Origin of the sequence: Halorussus amylolyticus (genome assembly GCF_004143485.2) — an archaeon.
Classification (GTDB): domain Archaea; phylum Halobacteriota; class Halobacteria; order Halobacteriales; family Haladaptataceae; genus Halorussus; species Halorussus amylolyticus.
In genome coordinates, this window is sequence record NZ_ML974131.1 from 198,494 (window position 1) to 218,052 (window position 19,559).

14 protein-coding genes and 1 tRNA gene are annotated in these 19,559 nt (G+C 61.5%); 5 read left to right on the plus strand and 10 right to left on the minus strand.

The genetic code is table 11. From position 1 onward, the window contains the following. Positions 1-9 precede the first annotated feature (9 nt). Positions 10-1,698 carry an aldehyde ferredoxin oxidoreductase family protein gene (locus tag EKH81_RS04895; RefSeq protein ID WP_132056767.1) on the minus strand — a complete coding sequence of 563 codons (1,689 nt, stop codon included), beginning with the start codon at positions 1,696-1,698 and terminating at the stop codon, positions 10-12. 132 nt (positions 1,699-1,830) lie between these two features. Here EKH81_RS04895 and EKH81_RS04900 point away from each other — a divergent pair, with 132 nt between their 5' ends. Further along, positions 1,831-2,562 (plus strand): hypothetical protein, encoded by a 732-nt coding sequence (locus EKH81_RS04900; protein ID WP_132056769.1) that lies wholly within the window; start codon positions 1,831-1,833, stop codon positions 2,560-2,562. Positions 2,563-2,627: 65 nt separating this feature from the next. On the opposite strand, the gene EKH81_RS04905 is transcribed toward EKH81_RS04900, so the two are convergent. From EKH81_RS04905 to EKH81_RS04925, 5 genes are all read right to left on the minus strand, one after another. Next, on the minus strand, positions 2,628-3,497 hold the full coding sequence (locus tag EKH81_RS04905; protein WP_202935063.1) for a halocin C8-like domain-containing protein: 870 nt from the start codon (positions 3,495-3,497) through the stop codon (positions 2,628-2,630). A gap of 120 nt (positions 3,498-3,617) precedes the next feature. After that, entirely contained in the window at positions 3,618-5,585 is a 1,968-nt protein-coding gene (locus EKH81_RS04910; protein WP_132056772.1) for an AMP-dependent synthetase/ligase, read from the minus strand. 63 nt (positions 5,586-5,648) lie between these two features. Further along, complete coding sequence (locus tag EKH81_RS04915) at positions 5,649-6,863, minus strand: Gfo/Idh/MocA family protein (protein ID WP_132056774.1); 1,215 nt, start codon at positions 6,861-6,863, stop codon at positions 5,649-5,651. An 820-nt stretch (positions 6,864-7,683) separates the two neighbouring features. Beyond that, entirely contained in the window at positions 7,684-8,601 is a 918-nt protein-coding gene (locus tag EKH81_RS04920; RefSeq protein ID WP_132056776.1) for an MBL fold metallo-hydrolase, read from the minus strand. Between the two features lie 83 nt (positions 8,602-8,684). Next, on the minus strand, positions 8,685-9,422 hold the full coding sequence (locus EKH81_RS04925; RefSeq protein ID WP_132056778.1) for an enoyl-CoA hydratase/isomerase family protein: 738 nt from the start codon (positions 9,420-9,422) through the stop codon (positions 8,685-8,687). Positions 9,423-9,506: 84 nt separating this feature from the next. Between EKH81_RS04925 and EKH81_RS04930 the strand changes: the two genes are divergently transcribed. The 4 genes from EKH81_RS04930 (at position 9,507) to EKH81_RS04945 (ending at position 12,555) form a co-directional block, all read left to right on the plus strand. Next, positions 9,507-10,178, plus strand: a complete 672-nt coding sequence (locus EKH81_RS04930) for a DUF7114 family protein (RefSeq protein WP_132056780.1) — start codon at positions 9,507-9,509, stop codon at positions 10,176-10,178. Positions 10,179-10,240: 62 nt separating this feature from the next. Continuing rightward, positions 10,241-10,312 (plus strand) — tRNA-Thr (locus tag EKH81_RS04935). A gap of 102 nt (positions 10,313-10,414) precedes the next feature. Beyond that, positions 10,415-11,914, plus strand: coding sequence for a DUF8148 domain-containing protein (locus EKH81_RS04940; RefSeq protein WP_132056782.1), 1,500 nt, complete (start codon positions 10,415-10,417; stop codon positions 11,912-11,914). Positions 11,915-12,012: 98 nt separating this feature from the next. Continuing rightward, entirely contained in the window at positions 12,013-12,555 is a 543-nt protein-coding gene (locus EKH81_RS04945; RefSeq protein WP_132056784.1) for a hypothetical protein, read from the plus strand. A 29-nt stretch (positions 12,556-12,584) separates the two neighbouring features. Here the strand turns inward: EKH81_RS04945 and EKH81_RS04950 are convergent, their stop codons facing one another. From EKH81_RS04950 to EKH81_RS04965, 4 genes are read right to left on the minus strand one after another with little or no spacing between them, the layout of a single operon-like run. Beyond that, positions 12,585-13,319, minus strand: a complete 735-nt coding sequence (locus tag EKH81_RS04950) for a M48 family metallopeptidase (RefSeq protein ID WP_202935064.1) — start codon at positions 13,317-13,319, stop codon at positions 12,585-12,587. A 15-nt stretch (positions 13,320-13,334) separates the two neighbouring features. Next, positions 13,335-16,331 carry a type I restriction endonuclease subunit R gene (locus EKH81_RS04955; RefSeq protein WP_132056786.1) on the minus strand — a complete coding sequence of 999 codons (2,997 nt, stop codon included), beginning with the start codon at positions 16,329-16,331 and terminating at the stop codon, positions 13,335-13,337. Between the two features lie 10 nt (positions 16,332-16,341). Beyond that, on the minus strand, positions 16,342-17,691 hold the full coding sequence (locus EKH81_RS04960) for a restriction endonuclease subunit S (RefSeq protein WP_132056788.1): 1,350 nt from the start codon (positions 17,689-17,691) through the stop codon (positions 16,342-16,344). Further along, positions 17,688-19,259, minus strand: a complete 1,572-nt coding sequence (locus EKH81_RS04965; RefSeq protein ID WP_132056790.1) for a type I restriction-modification system subunit M — start codon at positions 19,257-19,259, stop codon at positions 17,688-17,690. Before EKH81_RS04965 ends, EKH81_RS04960 begins: the two co-directional genes overlap by 4 nt. Positions 19,260-19,559: the final 300 nt, after the last annotated feature.

Genomic DNA, 19,559 nt, shown 5'->3' on the forward strand with positions numbered 1-19,559 from the left:
TCCGACAGCTTAGTCGTCCGCGCTCGCCGCGTCCGCGCCGCCCGAGACGTGCGCGTCGGGCACGGTTCCGTCCTCGTTCCAGCCTCGTTGGGCGTAGTACTCGTCCAGTGCATCCTCGAATCCCGGCAGTTCGTAGGGGAGGGTGTCGGCCTCGCGGGCGATGCCGCGCTGATTGTTGAAGTGACGTTCGAGTTCCACGATTCGGTCGCCGATTTCGAGCAGGTCATCGAAGTCCGCGCCGAACAGCGACTCGTAGCGTTCGGGACTCATGAAGTCCCGCGAGAACTTACAGACCACGCCCGCGTCGTTGAGCGCCATCAGATTCTCGCGCTCGACGAGTCGCTCGGGCTTGCCCTCCAGTCCGGTCGGGTCCATCGACTCCTCTTGGGGAACGAGCGGGTACTCGACCGAGTAGAACGTGGCGTACATGTGGTCGCCGCCGCGGTTGGCGACCGCGTAGGAGAGGCCCTGTCCGTGGAGGACTCGGCCCTCGTGGGCCGCGAAGTCCATCCCCTTCACGGTCCAGTTTCCGACGCCCAACTCCTCGTGAGCGCGGTCGATGCCCTCCGCGAGCAGGTCGCCGACGCCCTCGCGGTGGGCGATTTTCTCCACGAGGTCGAGGATGAGTTCCTCGTCGCCGAACTCGTCTTCGCTCGCGAGATACGCCGAGACGGTGTTTCCGGCCGAGATGGTGTCGAGACCGTACCGGTCGCAGAGTTCGTTCGACTTCATCACGTCCACGATGTCGTCGATGCCCGCGTTCGACCCGAACGCCATCGCGGTCTCGAACTCCGGCCCCTCGGTCTCGACGCCCGCCTCCTCGTCGCGGGTGGGGAGTTTGCACGCGAACGCGCACGCCGAACACGTCCCCGTCTTGTACTTCTTCTCGGCGACCGAGTCGCCGTTGATGCCGTCCGCGCCCTCGAACGACTGCTCGGAGAAGTAGTAGGAGGGGAGGCCGTCGATTTCGTTAGCGAGGTCCATCACCGCGACGGTGCCCTGCTCTTTCATGATGTGGTCTGCGGTCGCGGCCTCGCGGTGAATCTCCATCTGACTCGCGGGAATCTCGATTTCCGGGCGGGAGTCGCCCTCGAACGTGATGGCCTTCACGCCCTTCGCGCCGAGGACCGCGCCGAGACCGCCCCGACCGAACGCTCGCTCCTCGGTCGTCATGATGGACGCGAACCGGACCTCGTTTTCGCCCGCGGGACCGATGCACGCGACGTGTTCGGGCCCAAGGCCGTGGGTCTCCTCGATGTACTCGCAGGTCTCGGGGACCGTGGCCCCTTCGAGGTCGGGGACCTCCTCGAACTCCACCCCGTCGTCGGTGACGTGGACGACGAGCAGGTCGTCGCTCGCGCCCGCAATTTCGAGCGCGCCCAGTCCGGTGTCGGCGAAGTTCCGGGACATGAATCCGCCCGCGTTCGACGACAGAAGGCCGCCGGTCAGCGGCGAGATTCCGGTGGCGTTCATCCGGCCCGTGAACGACATGTTCGACATCTGCATCGGCCCGGTGGTGAAAAACAGGCTGTTGTCCGGCCCGAGCGGGTCGGCGTCGAACGCCACCCGGTCGTGTGCCAGTTTGGTCCCGACGCCCCGCCCCCCGATGAACGACGCCAGCACGTCGTCCACGTCTTCGGTTCGCGTCTCGCGCTCGCCCACGTCCGCGACGAGGAGCGGACCTTGACTGTGAATCATGGTTCGACGTTCTGTTTTATAAGTAATAAAGGTGGGCGACCCGGCAGGCGGACGACTGCTCCGACTCGTTCGACCACGCCGACTTTTTTGCGGTCCGAAAGTATTTGAGAGAGACGCGGACAATACGGACGTATGGAGACGACAACGGTCGTCGGCGGAGTCTTCGTCGCCCTCGGAGTCGCGTTCGCGTGGTACGCGCTCCGACCGCTCGCGGTCGTCCCGCGACTGCTTCGAGCGAGCGTTGCCGACCCGTCGGCGGTCGAGTCCGACGCCGAATTCGCGATGTGTCGCGGACGGGCCGAGTCCGCGGGCGAGTCCTTCGCGGCACCGTTCACGGGAACCGAGTGCCTCTCGGTCGAGTACGAAATCGACGAGCGCGAACTCACACCGTCCGAAATTCCGTTCACGTGGTCTCGGATGGACGACGGGGTGGCGACCGCTCCGTTCGACCTGCGAGGCGACCCGGACCGCGGCGCGGTCCGGGTCGCCCCGGATTCGCGGCGGTTCGCGCTCGACACCGCGAGCGAGACGATTGGGGTGTCGGCGGGCGACGACCCGCCCGAGCGCATCCGGTCGTTCGTCGAAGCGCGCGGCGAACTCTCGCCCGTCTCGGGCGGTTTGCTCTCGTCGCTCGGCATCGGGTCGCGTCGCTACACCGAACGCAGGGTCGATGCCGGTGGGACCTACCTCGTCGCTGGCCGCCCCGAGTACGACGAGGGGCGGACCGTCCTCACCGACCCGCTCGTGATAACCGACCGCTCGCCGTGGGGCGTCGCAGTGAGCCGGCTCCGAACCGCCGCGTTCCCGCTCGTCGTCGCGTTGCTGTTCTGCGGGGTCGGCGCGGTGCTACTCGCGATTTCGTAGCCCGCGCCGAGCGGCCGAGTCCGGTCTCACCCGCCGAAAATAGTCGGGCAAGACGCGACGGTCGCTCAGAAGTACGGGATGTCCACGTCGATAATCTCCCCGGATTCGTCGTCGTCACACACGTCCACGACCGGGTGCTTGCAGATGGTCGCGCCGAGGTCGTCCCCACACCCGCTGGCGGCCTCCGCGACGTAGCAGACCGCCTTGACGAAGGTGACACACGAGACGGCACCGACGACGGTGACGCCGAGCGCACCGCACGCGAACGCGCCCACCGTGCTACAGAGCAGTCTGCACGTCCGGCTGGTCGCCCAGTAACAGCCGCTGCAGTAGCTAATGTTCAGGTAGTCGGGGAAGTCCGTCCAGTCCTGCGTCCCGGCATCCTGCTCGACGAACGCCGTGATGGCGTCAGGGTCGGGTTCGATGGTAGTGTGGGTGACGCCCGAGTCGGGGGTCGTTCGGTCGAGTTGAGTCGATTCGACCGCGGTCGCGGCCTCGTATCGCTCGGTCCGCTGTAGGACGCCGTCGTCGCGGTAGTGTTCGAAGTCGAGTTGGGCGAGTTCGATTTCGCTCCTGTCGAGGTCCCGCCCGACGACGATAGCGGCCCGCATGTCGCTCCCCGCATCGAGGTTGTACGCGACGAGTTCGCGCCTGAACTCTCCGGCTTCGACGCGCGCGGCATCGAGGTTGTCGAGGTCCCACGTGAACTCGTAGCCCTTCTCGTTCGCGGTTTCGAGGAGCGCGTCGAACTGCTCGGTCTTCGATAGCTGACGGGCGAGCGCCATCTTTCGCCCCTTCTCCAGCATCGTAATCGGCTCCTCCTCGGGTCCCTCGGCCGCGGCAACCGAGACCGATAGCATTCCGGCGGCTCCGGCGATACTCGCGCCACCGATTCCCTTCAGTACGTCTCGACGATTCGGTTTCTCTTGAGACATCAGATAAAATATAATATCGCGGGTAAATAACGTTTTTTGTAAATAAATTTATCTTCTTGAAAATTGGAACTAACCCGATGGGCTTCGTGAGAGCGAAGATTCCCTCCGAAGGCGCACAGATTACGACTCGTTCCCGTACTCCGCGTCGTAAATCGCGTCTATCTCGTCGGCGAACCTATCGAGGATGTTCCGGCGCTTCTTCTTCATCGTCGGGGTCAGCAGGTCGTTGTCCTCGGTGAACTCCTCGGGCACGAGTCGGTACTGCTTGATTTGCTCGTACGGTTCGAACCGCTCGTTGATTCGCTCGACTTCCTCGTCCAGCCACGACTTCACGCGGTCGTCGCGACAGAGTTCCTTGGGGTCGTCGGGGAGGTCGATGCCCTCGCTCTCGGCGCGCTTGCGGACGGTCTCGAAGTTCGGCACGAGGATGGCCGAGACGAACTTGTGGCCGTCGCCGACCACCATGCACTGCTCGACCACGTCGCTCGCGGCGAACGCGTCCTCGATGGGACCCGGCGCGACGTTCTTGCCGGTCGAGAGGACGAGGAGTTCCTTCGCGCGCTCGCGGAACTCGATGTAGCCGTCCGGGCGAATCTCCACGATGTCGCCCGTGCGGAACCATCCCTCCTCGTCGAACGCCTGCTCGGTGGCCTCCGGGAGTTCCCAGTAGCCGTCGGTCACGTTCGGCCCTTTCACGAGGAGTTCGCCGACGTCGCCGTCGGCGTCGTCGAACGCCGCGCCGACCATCGACTCGTCCACTCGCACCTCGGCATCCACGACCGGCGGGCCGATGGTGCCGACCTTCGGCGCTTCGGGCGGATTCACCGCGATGACGGGTGAGGTCTCGGTCAGGCCGTATCCCTCCAGAATCGGCAGGCCCATCCCGTGATACAGCGCGCACAGGTCGGCCGAGAGGCTCCCGCCGCCGCTGATGAGGAACTCGACGTTGCCGCCGAGACCGTCCCGGACCTTCCGGAACACGAGTTTGTCGGCGACCGCGCGCTGGGCGCGGAGCGCCGCGCTCGGCGACTCGGCCTCGAAGTACCGCCTGCCCACGTCGGTCGCCCACTCGAACAGGCGCTCGCTGACCGGTGACGACTCGGCCTGCTCGCGGATGGCGTCGTAAATCTTCTCGTACACCCGCGGCACGCTGGTGCCCGTCGTGGGTCCGACCGCCTGAAAGTCCTCGCGGAGGGTGTCGGGACTCTCGGCGTAGGCCACGGTCGCGCCGCTCGCGAACATGAGGTAGTGGCCCGCGAGGCGCTCGAAGACGTGCGCGAGCGGCAGGAACGAGACGGTGCTCGACTCCCTGCTGATGACCGGCACGTCGGTCTTGTCGGGGCGCGGGCCGAACCGCTTGTAGCATTGGTTCACGTTCGACCGGAAGTTCCAGTGAGAGAGTCGGACTCCCTTCGGCGTGCCGGTGGTCCCGGAGGTGTAGATGAGCGTCGCCAGGTCCTCGGGGTCGCGGGCGTCGAGCCACGACTCGTACTCGGCCTCGTCGAACGCCTCGACTCCGCGCTCGTACACGTCGCCGAGCGAGAGCACGTCGAACTCCGCGTCTGCGACCGCGCCGTCGTCGCCGAAGTCGTCGAGGACGACCGCGAATTCGAGGTCGAGGTCGTCCTGTACCGCGACGACCGTTTCGAGCAGGTCGGTGTTCTCTACCACGACGCCAGAGGCGTCCGGGTCGCCGAGCAGGTGGGCGACCTGATTCGGCGACGACCCGCGGTACACCGTGGTCACGACCGCGCCCGCGGCCAGCAGGCCGAAGTCGCACTGCGCCCACTCCATCCGGGTCGCGGCGAAGATGCCCACGCGGTCGTCGAGTTCGACGCCGATATCTCGGAACCCCGCCGCGAGCGACCGAACGACCTCGCGCATCTCCGCGTAGGAAATCGCGCGAAACTCGCCGTCCGGGGCGGCCGAAATCGCCGTCCCGGCGAGCGACCGGTCGTATACGCCGCCCTTGTACTGTTGGGCCGGACGGTTCGCGTTCCGGGCCGCGCTCTCCTCGAACATCCGAGAGAGCGTGGTTCGACCCACCACTTCGTCGTCGTACTCCCGTTCCGCGTCACGCCACTCCATACTCTCCCATCAGAACCCAGTGACATTAAGTTGCACCCGAACTTTCGGGATGTTCATCCGGGTTTATTCGGAATTCGACCCCCCATCGGACTCGACCCCCGACGATTCCGCCACGATTTCCTCGCGGCCGACCTCCCGGCCCAATGCCGCCGAGCGGTAGATGCCGTCCATGACCAGCATGGTCTCCAGTCCCAATTCGGCGGTCGGCAGGGGGTCGGCCCGCCCGGCGAGCGACTCGACCCAGTGGTAGAGTGGGTCGGCGGCGAGACCGGACTTGTACGCGAGTTCGCCGCGTTCGCCGTCGAGGTACTGCTGGCGAAAGAGGTACTCGCTCAGATCGGCGCTCGCGCGCATCTCCACGTCGCCCACGGTCGAGAAGTACTCGAAGGGGTCGAGTCGCACCCCGCCCTCGGTGCCGACGACGGCGCTTCCCTCCTCGTCGAGGTAGCGTGACCAGCTCGCTCGAATCGAGAGGACGGTGCCGTCTTCAAACGTGACGAAGCCTACGCCCACGTCCTCCACGTCGTAGCCCGACTCCTCGACCCGGCGGCGGTAGCCGTCGTCTGCGGCGGCCCGCGCCCGGTCGGGCGTCGTCCGGAACGTCTGGCCGCGCACGCGCTCGACGGTCGGCGAGTCCATCAGGTAGAGCATCTGGCCGACGGTGTAGCTCCCGAGGTCGTACACCGCGCCGCCGCCCGCGGTCTCCTCGCGGACGAACGCGGGCGACCCGTAGCCGTCCACGTGCGGAACCCCGCGCCTGCGCGCGCCCATCGCCACGTCCTCGTTCTCGGGACCGAACGCCCACCCCCGAGATTTGGCCGCGATTCCGTGGTACACGTCGCCGAGTCCGCCAGCCTCCGCGACAGCTTTCGCGGCGCGCGTCTCGACGGTGTAGAGGAGTTGGTTCTGGACCGCGAGGCGCTGGCCCGTCCGCTCGGCGGTCTCGTACAGTCGCCGGGCCGCGGCGTAGCTGTCGGCCATCGGTTTCTCGCAGAACACGTCCGTGCCCGCCTCCAGCGCGTCGATGCCGATTGGCGCATGGAGCGGGGCGTGAACGCAGAGATTCACCGCGTCGAGGTCGGTCGCTTCGAGCATGCTCCCGTGGTCGGGGTAGCTCTCCGCGTCGTAGACCTCCGCGAGCGCCCGGGCCTTCGTGGTGTCCACGTCCGCGACCGCGACGATTTCCGCGCCGGGAATCCGGTCGTATCGGAGCGCGTGATTCTCGCCCCTGTTTCCCGCGCCGACGATGCCGATTCGAACTGAATTGTCATCTCCCATTCGAGAATCAAAGAGAAATCGGCATAGATACCTAAAACATTGATGGATGTTATAAATTATGAATGAGATATCGGGTGGGTTATTCCGATTTTCACGCAGGTTTTGAAACAGTACAAATATATTGTATGTTAGCGTTTAAATCAAATCCGAGTCTTCTAATATATGCAGATATTCCGATTACCGAAGAGTTTAATGGCTATAGGAATCTATAGACAACTGTCGGTATACGATGGTAGAAAGCCAGCCGGATCGACAAGCGTGATAAGTGGATCAACGCTGTAGTCGTGGTTCAAGTAACCACAAATAAAAGAAGTGGTTGGCGAACTACTCCGCTAACGCAATCGCGATCCCGGCCATAAACATTGGCCACCCTGCCTGCATGTCAGTGCTAATCAGGGCGCAGCCGCCAATGATGAAAGCGGCCGGGATTTCCTTGTTGCTATCGCTCATTTGTGAGGGGCAGTCTTTTTAATGCACGTGACGGTACCCAGCGTCCCGTGCTACTTGTTTCCGAGTGTATCCTCCCAAATAATGCTTTGCTTTTTTACTTTCATTAAGAACAAATGAGTTTGTCTTAGATGGCTCTGTTTGAAAATAGAGGAATAGGCGAACGATGGTATACTAAACAGCCCAACCCGCTCGCCGATTCTATCGCTCGGCACATTATACGGCATGGCCCGTAATAAACGTATGTATGCCTGAGTAAAGTGATTAGGTTGGGAGAATACATATAAATACACTACTTTAAATAATCTTATACTATAGTTTTTTGTTATGAGACTCAATTGCGAATCCGAATTGCTGACGGCTAGTGGTCTGACTACTCTCCGCCCCGGTCGTCGAGATACGCCAGCACACCCCGGACGTTCATGGCAGTCTCCTGCCGGGCCTTGCGCTCGCCCCACACGTCGCCCATCTCGTTGTTCTCGGCGAAGAACGCCTCGACCGCGTCGTCGTCGCCGAGTTCCGCGCGCTTCGCCTCGACCGCTTCGACCCACTCGGTCAGCACGTCGGCGTACTCGTCCATGACGCCCGCCTCGTACTCCCTCGGGCCGAAGTGAGTGTAGAGCAGGACCTCGGGGTGGAGGTCCCGAATCGTTTCGAGGTCGGCGAGACACTGTTCGAGGTCGAAGTTCACCGGCGGGGAGGTCTCGCGAATCCGCTCGATTTCGGGGACCCAGATGCCCGCGGCGTCCGCGGTGAAGACGGCGTCGTCGTCGCGGTCGTGGTAGACGACCTGATGGGGCGCGTGGCCCGGCGCGTGGTACACGTCGAGGTGGTGGTCGCCGAGGTTGATTTCGTCGCCGCCGCTGAGTTCGACCACGCGATTTTCGGGGATGGGTTCGGGTTCGACGTAGAACTCCCACTGGTCGCCGACCGCGGCCTTCGTCCCGGCGACGAGTCGCGAGGGGTCCACGAGGTGGCGCGCGCCGATTTCGTGGACCATCACCTCGGCGTTCGGGCAGGCGTCGGCGAGAAAGCCCGCGCCGCCCGCGTGGTCGAGGTGGACGTGCGTGGGTGCGATGACCGCCACGTCCTCGCGCGCGATGGAGAGTTCGTCGAGCGCGTCGAGGATTCGGTCGTGATTGGTGCCGATGCCCGTCTCCACGATGGCGGGACGGGCGGCGTCGTAGATGTACGCCGCGCCGTACTCGTCGGTGTCGTACATCCCGGTGTCGAGGTAGTAGAGGTCCGAGCAGTTCCCGACCGTCACCTCGCGGAGGTCTCCGGCGTTCATGTCTCGTGGGTGGTCCGGACGCGACAAAAGCGGTTCGACCGCGGAACTCGACGTTCGAGGGGGTCGGTCTCTCTCGCCGAGCGTCATCGCCTGTCGGCGATGCGCTCGGCGTTGCGGGCCACGAGGCGGCCGAAGGTCTCGACTTCCCGAGCCTGTTGGTCGGCGACGGAGCTTCGGTCCCGGACCCGCGATTTAATCGCGCGCAGGGTTTCGGAGTCGTTTCCCGCGATTTCGTCGGCGACCGCCCGCGGGTCGTCGGTCACACGCGAGACGAGACCCATCCGGAGCGCCGTTTCGGCGTCGATAGTTCGGCCCGAGAGCGCGAGGTCGAGCGCCTCGCCCTCGCCCACGATTCGGGGCAGGCGGGCGGTGCCGCCCCACGCGCCGAACAGTCCGAGTTCGACACCCGGTTCGGCGAATGTCGCGCCGGGTGTGGCGACTCGGAGGTCGCACGCCAGCGCCAACTCCACGCCGCCGCCGCGGGCCGGGCCGTCGATTCCGGCAACGACCACGCACTCGGCCGACTCGATGGCGTTGGCGACTCGCTGGCCCTGCTCGGCGAACGTCTCGGCTTCCTCGCGGCTCAAATTAGCCACCACGTCGAGGTCCGCGCCCGCGCAGAACGCCGGACCGTCGCCCCGGATGTAGAGGACCGACGGGGCGGTGTCGGCATCAGCACTGCCGTCGGCAGTCGCATCTGCGTCGGCCGCCGCGATTGCGTCTTCGAGCGCGTCGAGTCCCTCGGGGGTCAGCGCGTTCCGGCGGTCGGGTCGCGCGAGCGACACGACCCGGACGCCGTCGGCGTCGTCGGTTCGAATCACGTTCGCACCTCGGAGCCGGTTTTCAAAGCTCTCCCGGAGTCGGTTTCCAAAGGTCTTTGCCGGTGCCGTCGTTACCCTCGGTCAATGGAAGCGGCTGTCCGGGCACGAAACGCGGGGCGACGAGCGGTGCGAGATGTCGCGCCGGACCCTCTCCGTGAGCGCATTCACGCACTGCTGGACGACTCGGCGATGGTGCCGGGCGTGCTCGCGCTCTCGTCCGCACGCGCGGTCGGGGGTCCGCATGGGACCGACGGCGGGAGCATCGACGACCGCGCGGCTGGTGTCCAACTCATCTACGAAGGGCTTCGCCTCACCCGCGCGCTCGCCCACGACCGGCCGTGGGAGCGCGACCTCCCGCACACCGACAGCAACATCGGCATCCTCGCGGCCGACGTAATGGTCGCCCGCGGTTTCTCGCTCCTGGCGAGCACCGAGGCCGCCGACAAGGCGGTCGAGACCGTCAAATCCTTCGGCCGCGACCAGACCGACGGCCAGCAGGGCCGGACGACGTCGCCGCACGCGCTGGAGGCCGACGTGTTCGAACTCGCGGTCCTCGCGGGCACGACCGCGTTCGGCGTCGAACCCTCCGACTCGCTGGTCGCGTACGCCGCCGACCTCGCGGACTCGCTCGGCGACGATTGCCCGGAACCGCCCGATTCGCTCCCCGAGGAGGTCGCACAGGCGATGGCCGACGTGCCCTCGCCGCGCCGACTCGGTCCCGCCGACGAACCCCGGACGTCGGCGACCGACCCCTAATGCGAATCGAAACGCCTAAAGTGGATTCCGGGCCTATCGTTGAATGCGAGGCGACGCAGTGCGCCTGGGTAGCTTAGCGGTAAAGCGCGTCCTTGGTAAGGACGAGAGCCCGGGTTCAAATCCCGGCCTAGGCTTGTAAGAAATTCTTCATATCTCACGTACACTACCCCCACAGCAACAGCCTTCTCCCCGTCTTGGCCGCGTCAATCGAGACCGCCGCATCGGAGGGGGGATGCGTGACCGACCATCGCCCCTCACCCGAGATGCCGACTGGGTGTCAAACAACCGGGGGTCGTGACACCACGGAGAACATTCCCTGGCGCGGAACTTCACGGGAACACGCGAAAACGAAATTGGCGCGCTACGTGCGTCGTACGCCCGAAGGCACGCCACTCTCGAAAATCGTCTGCGACGTATTCGACTACGCACCCGGCGAGTACAGCTCGGCGGACTACCAGCTCGCGCGTCGATTCTTCAAGCGCCACAACTGGTTCAAAATCGACCGACGTGGGGCGAATCTCTGGGTGGAGCCGACCCTCGAACACTTCACTTGTACCGTTAGTAAGCAAAAGAGAGGAACGCAAGACAGCGACGGGGAGGACGGTAACACAGTCGAAAACCGGTCCCACGACCGGTATGCGAAAGAACGTGCTCAAACGCTCCTGTCGAAGGTGACGAAAATCAACGCGGAGTCGCTTCAGAGAGACCTCCACCGCGAGCTGTGGACTGAATTGGAGTCTATCAGCGATGTCGTGAAAGTGCTGGAGCGGGTTCGGGGGTCCGGCCCGGAGTATCTCTTTCTGCCGTACAAGACACGGTTCAATGCGGCGGACCGTGCCCGTGCCCTGAAACGAAAGTACGACATGGCATGGGACCGGGCAACAGCCAGGTACGAGACAGCCGTGGCAGTGACGCTTACGACGGACCCAGCCAGACACGATTCGATTGCGGGTGCGACGGACGCTCTGCTGGAGAATTTCCGGCGACTGCACGGCGACTTCCTGACGTACGACCCAGAGGGAGGACCGTCACGGCCGGGACGACGACTCGACTACATCTCGACGCTGGAATTTACCGACAGTGGACTTCCCCATCTCCATGTCGTGTTCTTTGGCGTGCCGTGGCTCTGCCCGCATGCGACGCTCAAGCAGTACTGGAGCGTGGACTGCGAGCAGGGCAACATCGTTTATCTCCAACGCCTCCATCAGCGTAACGGTCGGTGGGTTCCTGAAAGACGGAGAATTGCCGATGGCGGAAAGACGGCCTCCGGGACCAAAACGGCGGACTACGACCCGGCAGCGGGGAGGGACACACGTACGTACTTCGGGAAGCAAATCACAACGCTCGTCGAGGTAGCTGAGACAGACACCTCAAACGGACTCACTGATGCAGACGATTGTGCCAAGCAGGTTCCTGCGGGCCGCCGTGAGTCGCGTGACTACTGGAAACTCGCGCTCTACTGGGCGTTGGGCAAACAATTTTGGAGCGGGTCGCAGAATCTCACCACAGACGACTCAGACGACGCAGAGCCGAAGCTTCCGCACGTCACATGCTATCGATTTTTGGGGGTAGCCAAGTACGGCAATCTCCCAGCACACGTCCGGATGGCTGGTCGCCTTCTGACCGGAACACCGCCGGACGACCGGCTAAATCGTTCTGGCGGCGGGCAGCGTGACAAGGGACCACCAAACGCGGGACAGCAGAGTGCTGATTCCGGAGGTGATGGGCAGGCGTGAGATGCATCTATCACGGGGTGCCATCACCGCGAAAGATGAGACGCATCCGTGAGGTCGCACCGTCGTGTGACCACGGAGCAGCGTGGAATCCCGACCGAATGACAGCACACGACTGGCCGTACATCCTCGACAATGGGGCGTACGCTGCCGACGTGAACGACGAGGAATGGGACCCCGACCCGTTTCTCCGGCGACTCAACGAACTTAATGACCGTATGCATCGCGACCCGGAGTTCGTCGTACTCCCCGACGTGCGGGGCGATGCGGCAGCAAGCGAACGCCAGACGCGAATGTGGGCGAACCGCCTTGCTGCACGAGGGTTCGATTATCCTTGGGCGGTGGCTGTGCAAGATGGGATGACACCCGACCAAGCGTGTGAATTGGCGGTAGATGTGGACGCCGACGTGCTGTTCGTCGGTGGGTCTGACCCATGGAAAGTATCAAATTCCGCCGCACTGGTTCGAGCCGCTCACGCAGCTGGCCTTCACGCACATATTGGTCGACCGATGGATTTGACGTTTGCCGACGCCGTGGGCGCAGACTCGGTCGATACGACGAGTATCGTGAGAAACGAGGACTACGCCCGACTTCAGGCATTTGAGGAGCAGACGACAGTAGCGGATTTCGCCCCGACCGAGTAGCGTCTTCCGCGTTGGCTGTGACGACAGAATCAAATTTGGAGTGTATTCCCATGTAAGCGCAACCACTCTCGGCGGCGCTCGTAATCCGGGATGAGTGTGCCGACCGCGTTCCAGAACTGCTCGGAGTGTGTGTCGTGGTCGGTGTGGACGAGTTCGTGAACGACCACGTAATCCTGAATATCGGTGGGTGCGAGCAACAGTCGCCAGTTGAGCCGTACCACGCCCTCCTGAAATTCACCCCATTTCGCGTGAAGGTCCGCGACGGAAACCTCGTCTGGTGTGACCGCGAGCTTCGTCCGGTATTTTTCAACCCGCGACGGAAACTGCTCACGCGCCGTGGTCACGTACCAGTCTACGACCTCGCTGTGAATCCGATTGTATCGTGTTTGCCCGTCGAGGCGTGTTGGCACTCGGAGGTCGAAGGTACTCCCATCAAACGATAGAGACGGGTCGCTACGCTCTTCATGCGTAACACACAGCCGATAGCGCCGTCCGTTGTATCGAAGTTTCTCACCGCTCAGAAACTCTTTCTGTGTGGGTGGATGCGCTTGCTCAGACAGTCCCGCAAGCGTGCGGAGAATCCATTCCTTCCGGTCGTCAAGGGCGTCCTTGATGTCTTCGTGTGAGGCTGCGGGCGGGGCGGTCACAGTCAACTCCATCGATTGGTCGAGTGCAATCCCGATGGTCGAGCGGTCCGCACTCCATGTAACTTCATAGGGGACCGTGACTTGCCCAATGTGGAGTTCGTGCATCGTCGTGGACATGGAACAGGCGAGGTCTTACTCGAAGTGGTAACGCGCAAGTTCGATAACTCTCGTGGTAATCGCTTCAATCTCGTCGGCGCTCACTTCGTGATTCTTCAACAGATAGAGCTTCACTTCCCGTCGCATCTCCTTTTGGACATTCGGTTTGCGCTTCCAATCGACCACACGGCGTGTTTGGAGAATGCTGACGATCTCCTCGGTGAGTTCGACTAACTCCGCTTCTGATGTCGTTATCCACTGTTGATCGTCTTTTTCCGTCGTCAGGACTGTCTCTAACGCGTGATAGAATGACAGTTCCGTCGCGTCGTTCAGTCCCTTCTCGCGAGCTAACTCGTGGCGTGACCGCATCTCGTCGATGAGCCGTCGGTACTCTTCGACGCGCTCGTACTCGCTCAGTCGTTTGTCACGGTACTGCTCGATGAGCTTCTCGACCCTCTCTTTCAGCGACTCGTAAAAGACGGGGTCCTCGTCGAACCGCACGCGAATCTCGTGTTTGAGCGCGTTCTCCATCTCGCTGGCTTTGGCTTCCTCAGTGTCGAAGTCGGTGAGCTTCGCCGCGAACTCCTCTTCGTCGAGGATAGAGACGGGTTCCTCGTTGAGCGGTTCGATGTCGGACGCCGTGATGTGGTCGTGGATGATTTCACGAACCTTCTCGCCACACCCGTCGAGGTTCATCTCCTCGTCGCGGTAGCGCTCTTTCGCCTTCGCGTGAATCTTCGCGAGGCGCTTGTGGTCCTCTTTGTACGGGTTGGCTATCGGGTCCGGAAGGACGATGTCCATCATCTTCGAGAACTGCTTGAACGCCCGGTTGAACTCGATGCGCGTGTCCTCGTTTTCGAGGGCTTGGACGCACTCTTCACGGTCATCGAGGTCACAGTGCCCGAAGAACGAGACGGCATGCTGATGGGCCGCCTCTAACTTCGGCCGCTGGTCTTCGAGCGGCGTGAGCGCCTTCTCCACGTCCTTCTGGCTGAACTGATGGAGCGCCTCTTGGAGGTTGTCCGAGACGCCGTAGTAGTCCACAATCAGCCCGTAGTTCTTGTCCTCGTACGGGCGGTTCACGCGGGCGATAGCTTGGAGGAGTGAGTGTTCTTTGAGCGGCTTGTCGAGGTACATCACCTGTGCGATGGGCGCGTCATAGCCCGTGAGCAGCATGTCGCAAACGATGAGGAACCGGAGGTCGTCGTCGGGGTCCTCGAAGCGCTCTTTGATGTCGCGCAGGTCCTCGTCGGAGGGCGTGTGGCGTTTCAGCTCCGGAGGGTCGTTGTGGTCGCCGGAGATAACGACCGCCGACCCAGGGCCGTGTAGGTCGTCCAACGTCTCTTTGTACGTGATGGCGGCGCGGCGGCTCGTCGTGACTATCATTCCCGTGAACGGGTCGGCGATTTTCTCCTCGAAGTGGTCGAGGAGGTCGAGACAAATCGTCTTGATGCGCCTCGGCGCTTCGGCGAGGTCCTGCTCTTGGGCATACCGCTGCTTGATTTCGGCCTTCTCTTCCTCGGAGCGGTCCGAAAACACGCGGTCGAACACCGCATCCAAATCCGTGCCGTCGAGGTGGATGTCGGCGAGACGCCCTTGGTAGAGGATGCGCTCGGTCGTCCCGTCCTCGATGGATTGGTCGATGGTGTACGTGTCGATGTAGTTACCGAACGTCTGGCGGGTGTCGCGTTTGTCCTTCTCGATGGGCGTGCCCGTGAAGCCGACATAGAAGGCGTTCGGCAGCGCCGACCGCATATTGTTGGCGAGGTACTTGTATTGAGTGCGGTGAGCTTCGTCGACCATCACGTAGATATCCTCGGACTCCGAGAGCGTGGGGAATTCGTCCAGTTCCTCCTCGCCGTGCTCTTGGAATTTTTGGATGAGCGTGGTGATGGTCTCGCCCGCGTCGTGGCTCAGCTTCTCGCGGAGGTCAGCAATCCCCTCGGCCCGCTTCGGATTCGGGAACCCACAGCTCTCGAACGTGCCTTTGATTTGGCGGTCGAGCGCCTTCCGGTCCGTGACTAACACGAGCGTCGGATTCGGCTTCAATCGCCGGAGCTTCAGGCCCAAGAACAGCATCGAGAGCGACTTGCCCGACCCTTGAGTGTGCCAGACGACCCCGCCGTTAGCCTCGTCGGCCTCGCGCTTCTCAATGCGGTCGAGCGCCTTCTCGACGGCGCGGTACTGTTGGTAGCGCGCGACCATCTTGATGCTCTGGCCGCCGGTCTTCTCCTCGAACACCGTGAAGTGCCGGAGGATGTCGAGCAAGCGGTCGGGCTTGAACAACGAGTACAGCAGGGTGTGCTGTGGTGAGACGTACTCGGTGTCGAATAGCTCGCGGAGGTCGGCCTCGTCGGCGGGGTACGGGTCCTTCCACGCTTTGTACTCCTCGCGTGGCGTGCCGTACGTGCCCGCAACCGCCTCCTCGTACGCGGTGGCGATACTGAACTGATTGTACCAAAACAGCCGTTCGGCCCCTTCGCGTGCGGTGGGGATGTCGCTTCGCTGGTTCTGATAGCGTAGGAGCTGCGTGACCGCCTTCTCACGGGACTCTGGGCCGGACTGCTTGCATTCGATGACGCCGAGCGGAATCCCGTTCACGAACGCCACGAGGTCCGGCACGATGGTCTCGGTCGGGCCTTCGACGCGGAACTGGTTCACGACCAGAAAGTCGTTGTTTGCGGGATTCTCGAAGTCGATGAATTTGACCGTCTGATGTTTCTTGCCGTGGCCGAGGTCCTGCTCAAGCGAGATGTACCGCACGAGCTTTTCGTGAATCTGCTCGTTTGCGTCCATCGCGTCCACCGCGTCGAGGGTTCGGAGTTCGCGGACGGCCTTGTGGAGGTTGTTCTCGTTTATCCACGGATTCAGACGTTCGATGGCCGACTGAAGACGGTCTTCGAGGATGACGTTCGTGAGCGAGTCACGGGGGTCAGCCCACTCTTCGCGTGTTTGGTCGATGGTGTCCCAGCCGAGGCGCTTGAAGGCGTCCAGCGCGGGGCGTTCGACTTCGTCGTATTCGTAGTCGGCCATAGGACTTTGGTTAGGTGTTGGCTTTCTCGGGGTCAACGCGGACCTTTCCGGTGAGGAGGTCTTGCATTAGACCCTGTTTGAGTTCTTTCAGTATCTCCTTTTTGTCCTGTTCACGTTGAAGCTTTCTATTCGTTCGGTGGAATGCTTCAGATATCTCTCGCTGTTCCTCAATTGGGGGAACCAAAATGGGCATTGTCTGAAGGTCAGTCTTCGAAAGTTCGATTTGTCCAGTCGAACCGGCAACGCAGAAGGCGTACAGCATCTTCTGGCCGTGGTTCGATTCGAGGTAGAATCGGAAGTACGTCGGGTCTAAGACGGATTCGTCTGGGTGGACACGAGTGATGTGGGAGTCAAGTGCGTAGTTGCCAGACTCCCGTGACCATTCGAGAGCACGGCCAAGCGTTCCTTTTCCAGTAGAATTGACAAGTACGTCGCCCTCTTTCACGAAATACTTATCCTTCCAATTTCCGGCGACTTCCGCATCAAGACGTTTCAGTTCCTCGGGATGGAACCCGTCCCAGTAGATGCAAGACTGGTTAAGAACAGGGACACCACCTTCTTCGACGTAGGTTGGCTGCTTTCCGCGTGTTATGATTTCGGTGACATCTTCCAGTCGTGCTTTTTTCCATGAGGCAGGGATGTCTAACTTCCGGGGACCTAAGAATCGCGCTTGATATTCGTCGTGACTGATTCCGTGAATCAGGACATCCTGCATTAGGCCTTGTTTCAGTTCTTTAACCTTATTGATGATGTCGTCTGTTTGCTTGATTTCCTCATCAACAGTCGAGAGAAGGTCGGCGATACGATACTGCTCCGAAATTGACGGAATCGGAACTCGAATATTATTCTCGAAAATATCGTTGGGAATCCGCTGACGACCCGTCGAACCTTCCATGAGTGAAATCGTGACACTTCGGAACTGAGGCATATTGGTGAGATAGAACGCAAACATCGGGTCCGTAACATCCTCCTTCGGGTGGAACACTAAGAACTCGGTCGAGCCGGAAGCGACCTCAGTATCTACATCCTTGACGAACGCGATTTTGCCATTCTCGGCGCACGGTGTGATTTTCCCGTATATGGTATCGCCGTTCTTGAACCACGTTGTCGTGCAATCATCTTTCTCACGCTCCGTCCAGTATTCGATGGCACGCTGTTCCTCGTTCACGGCGTCCATCGGTACGAAGTCGAATGTCTCGCGGTTTGGTTTATCATAGCGAGGGTTGCGCTCGATGGCTTCGTTGAAGTAAAGGAAATCCCACTCCTCTGGAATCGTGAGCGTCTTCGGACCCAGCTGAACCTCCTTGTAGCCTTCACAAGACTTCTCGTTCGACCTCTCAGTGATGGCTTCCTCGTTCATCGGTACGCCAATTCCTCCATGTACTGCTGAAGCTTCTCGTCCGTCTCACGCCGCTCTTGTTCCAATTCGTCCAGTTCACGCAGCTTCTCGGATACGTCGATGGGTTCCTCCGGTTCGGTCGTATCCACGTAGCGCGGGACGTTCAGGTTCCAATCGTTCTCCTCAATTTCATCGAGGTCGACAAGTCGGCTGTGATGGTTCTCCTCACGGCCCTGCTGGTACGTCTCGGCGATGTAGGCTACACCTTCGTCGGTGAGTTCGTTTTGGTTCGAAAGCTCTTCGAACACCCGCACGCCGGATTCTCGAAGCTCTTGGTCCTCTGCGTAGATGAACTGGACCTTCTCCTTGCGGTCTTCGGACTTGTCTTTGTTCAGAATCAGTATACAACCTGGCGACGAGGTGTTATAAAACAGATTTTCGGGAAGTGCTATGACGGTCTCCACAAGGTCGTCCTCCAGCACACTCTGGCGAATCGAACCCTCCGAGCGACTGCGGAACAGGACGCCGTTGTCCATCACGACGCCCGCCTTTCCCGTCTTGTTCAGGCTGGCGAGCATGTGTTGGACCCACGCCCAGTCGCCGCGATTCTTCGGCGGAAGCCCGTGGGGAAAGCGATTGTACGGTTCGTTGTCCTCAATCCATTCCTTGTCCCATTTCTTCTGGTTCCACATCGGATTCGCGATGACGCGGTCGAACTGCATTAGGCCGCCCGAAGCGGGGTCCTTGAACTTCGGTTCGGTCATCGTGTTACCCTTCGCAATTTCCTCGCCCGGCAGGCCGTGGAGGAGCATATTCATCTCGCCGATGGCCCACGTGTTGAGGTTGCGCTCTTGGCCGTAAAGCGAGATTTGGTCCATTCGTCCGCCGTGTTCGCGGATGTGGTACGCCGAGTAGATGAGCATCCCACCAGAGCCACAGCACGGGTCATACACGCGGTGGCCGGGTTGGGGATCCACACACTCGACGATAAGTTGAACGACTTCACGGGGCGTGTAGAATTCGCCACCCTTCTTTCCGGCGTCGTCGGCGAACTGCCGGATGAGGTACTCGTAGGCGCGGCCGAAGATGTCGGGGTCGTCGAGGTTCTCGTTGCGGAGGTTGAGCTTGTCGAAGTGCGTGACCAGCTCGTCGAGCATGTCGTCGGGCAAGCGCTCTTTGTCGTTGAAGTCGACCGACGTGAGCACACGCTCTTCGATGGTGTCGTTCTCGTTCTCGACGGCCTCCAACGCTTTCTGGATGGTCGCGCCGATGTCGGTGCTCTGCTCGCGGATGTGGTCCCACCGAGCGCGGTCGGGGATGTAGAACTCGTGGAGGTCCTCGTCGGTGTACGCGATGTCCTCGTCGATGCCTTGGTCGATGTACTCCTCGGCTTCCTCTTCGAAGCGGTCGCTGAGGCGCTTGAGGAACATCAGCCCGAAAATATAGTTTTTGTAGTCTGCCGAGTCGATACTGCCGCGCATGATGTCGGCCGCTTCCCAAAGGTGGCTCCGAAGCGTATCGAGGTTGAGGGTGTCGGTGGCGTCCCCTGCGCCGTCGGCACCCGGCAGCGTATCCTGCTCAGAATCCATGTACGAAAGCAACACAACGCCGTGGCTTATGAGTTTCTGTATCAGATGTTAGGTTGATTTGGGCGTCATCTACGAGTGGGGATCTTCGATACACACGGGGCTTCGAAGCATTGAGAAACACGGTGGGGGTAGTACTTCGACTGTGTTTAATGGTTCTCGCAAATTCAGAATGGGGCAGGGGTGTTTTGAGCGATGTGCTCACTTCATTTAATGCGGGGGGTAAGCTCATCAATCAGAGAGACCGCAAAACCAGTATCATAAAATATATAAATTATTTATTACTATTCTGTTCAATACTGC

What these genes read in the sequence shown, in the direction of transcription:
- EKH81_RS04895 (WP_132056767.1), bottom strand. Translation starts at nt 1,698, where the DNA reads ATGATTCACAGTCAAGGTCCGCTCCTCGTCGCGGACGTGGGCGAGCGC.
- EKH81_RS04900 (WP_132056769.1), top strand. Translation starts at nt 1,831, where the DNA reads ATGGAGACGACAACGGTCGTCGGCGGAGTCTTCGTCGCCCTCGGAGTC.
- EKH81_RS04905 (WP_202935063.1), bottom strand. Translation starts at nt 3,497, where the DNA reads ATGTCTCAAGAGAAACCGAATCGTCGAGACGTACTGAAGGGAATCGGT.
- EKH81_RS04910 (WP_132056772.1), bottom strand. Translation starts at nt 5,585, where the DNA reads ATGGAGTGGCGTGACGCGGAACGGGAGTACGACGACGAAGTGGTGGGT.
- EKH81_RS04915 (WP_132056774.1), bottom strand. Translation starts at nt 6,863, where the DNA reads ATGGGAGATGACAATTCAGTTCGAATCGGCATCGTCGGCGCGGGAAAC.
- EKH81_RS04920 (WP_132056776.1), bottom strand. Translation starts at nt 8,601, where the DNA reads ATGAACGCCGGAGACCTCCGCGAGGTGACGGTCGGGAACTGCTCGGAC.
- EKH81_RS04930 (WP_132056780.1), top strand. Translation starts at nt 9,507, where the DNA reads ATGGAAGCGGCTGTCCGGGCACGAAACGCGGGGCGACGAGCGGTGCGA.
- EKH81_RS04945 (WP_132056784.1), top strand. Translation starts at nt 12,013, where the DNA reads ATGACAGCACACGACTGGCCGTACATCCTCGACAATGGGGCGTACGCT.
- EKH81_RS04950 (WP_202935064.1), bottom strand. Translation starts at nt 13,319, where the DNA reads ATGTCCACGACGATGCACGAACTCCACATTGGGCAAGTCACGGTCCCC.
- EKH81_RS04955 (WP_132056786.1), bottom strand. Translation starts at nt 16,331, where the DNA reads ATGGCCGACTACGAATACGACGAAGTCGAACGCCCCGCGCTGGACGCC.
- EKH81_RS04960 (WP_132056788.1), bottom strand. Translation starts at nt 17,691, where the DNA reads ATGAACGAGGAAGCCATCACTGAGAGGTCGAACGAGAAGTCTTGTGAA.
- EKH81_RS04965 (WP_132056790.1), bottom strand. Translation starts at nt 19,259, where the DNA reads ATGGATTCTGAGCAGGATACGCTGCCGGGTGCCGACGGCGCAGGGGAC.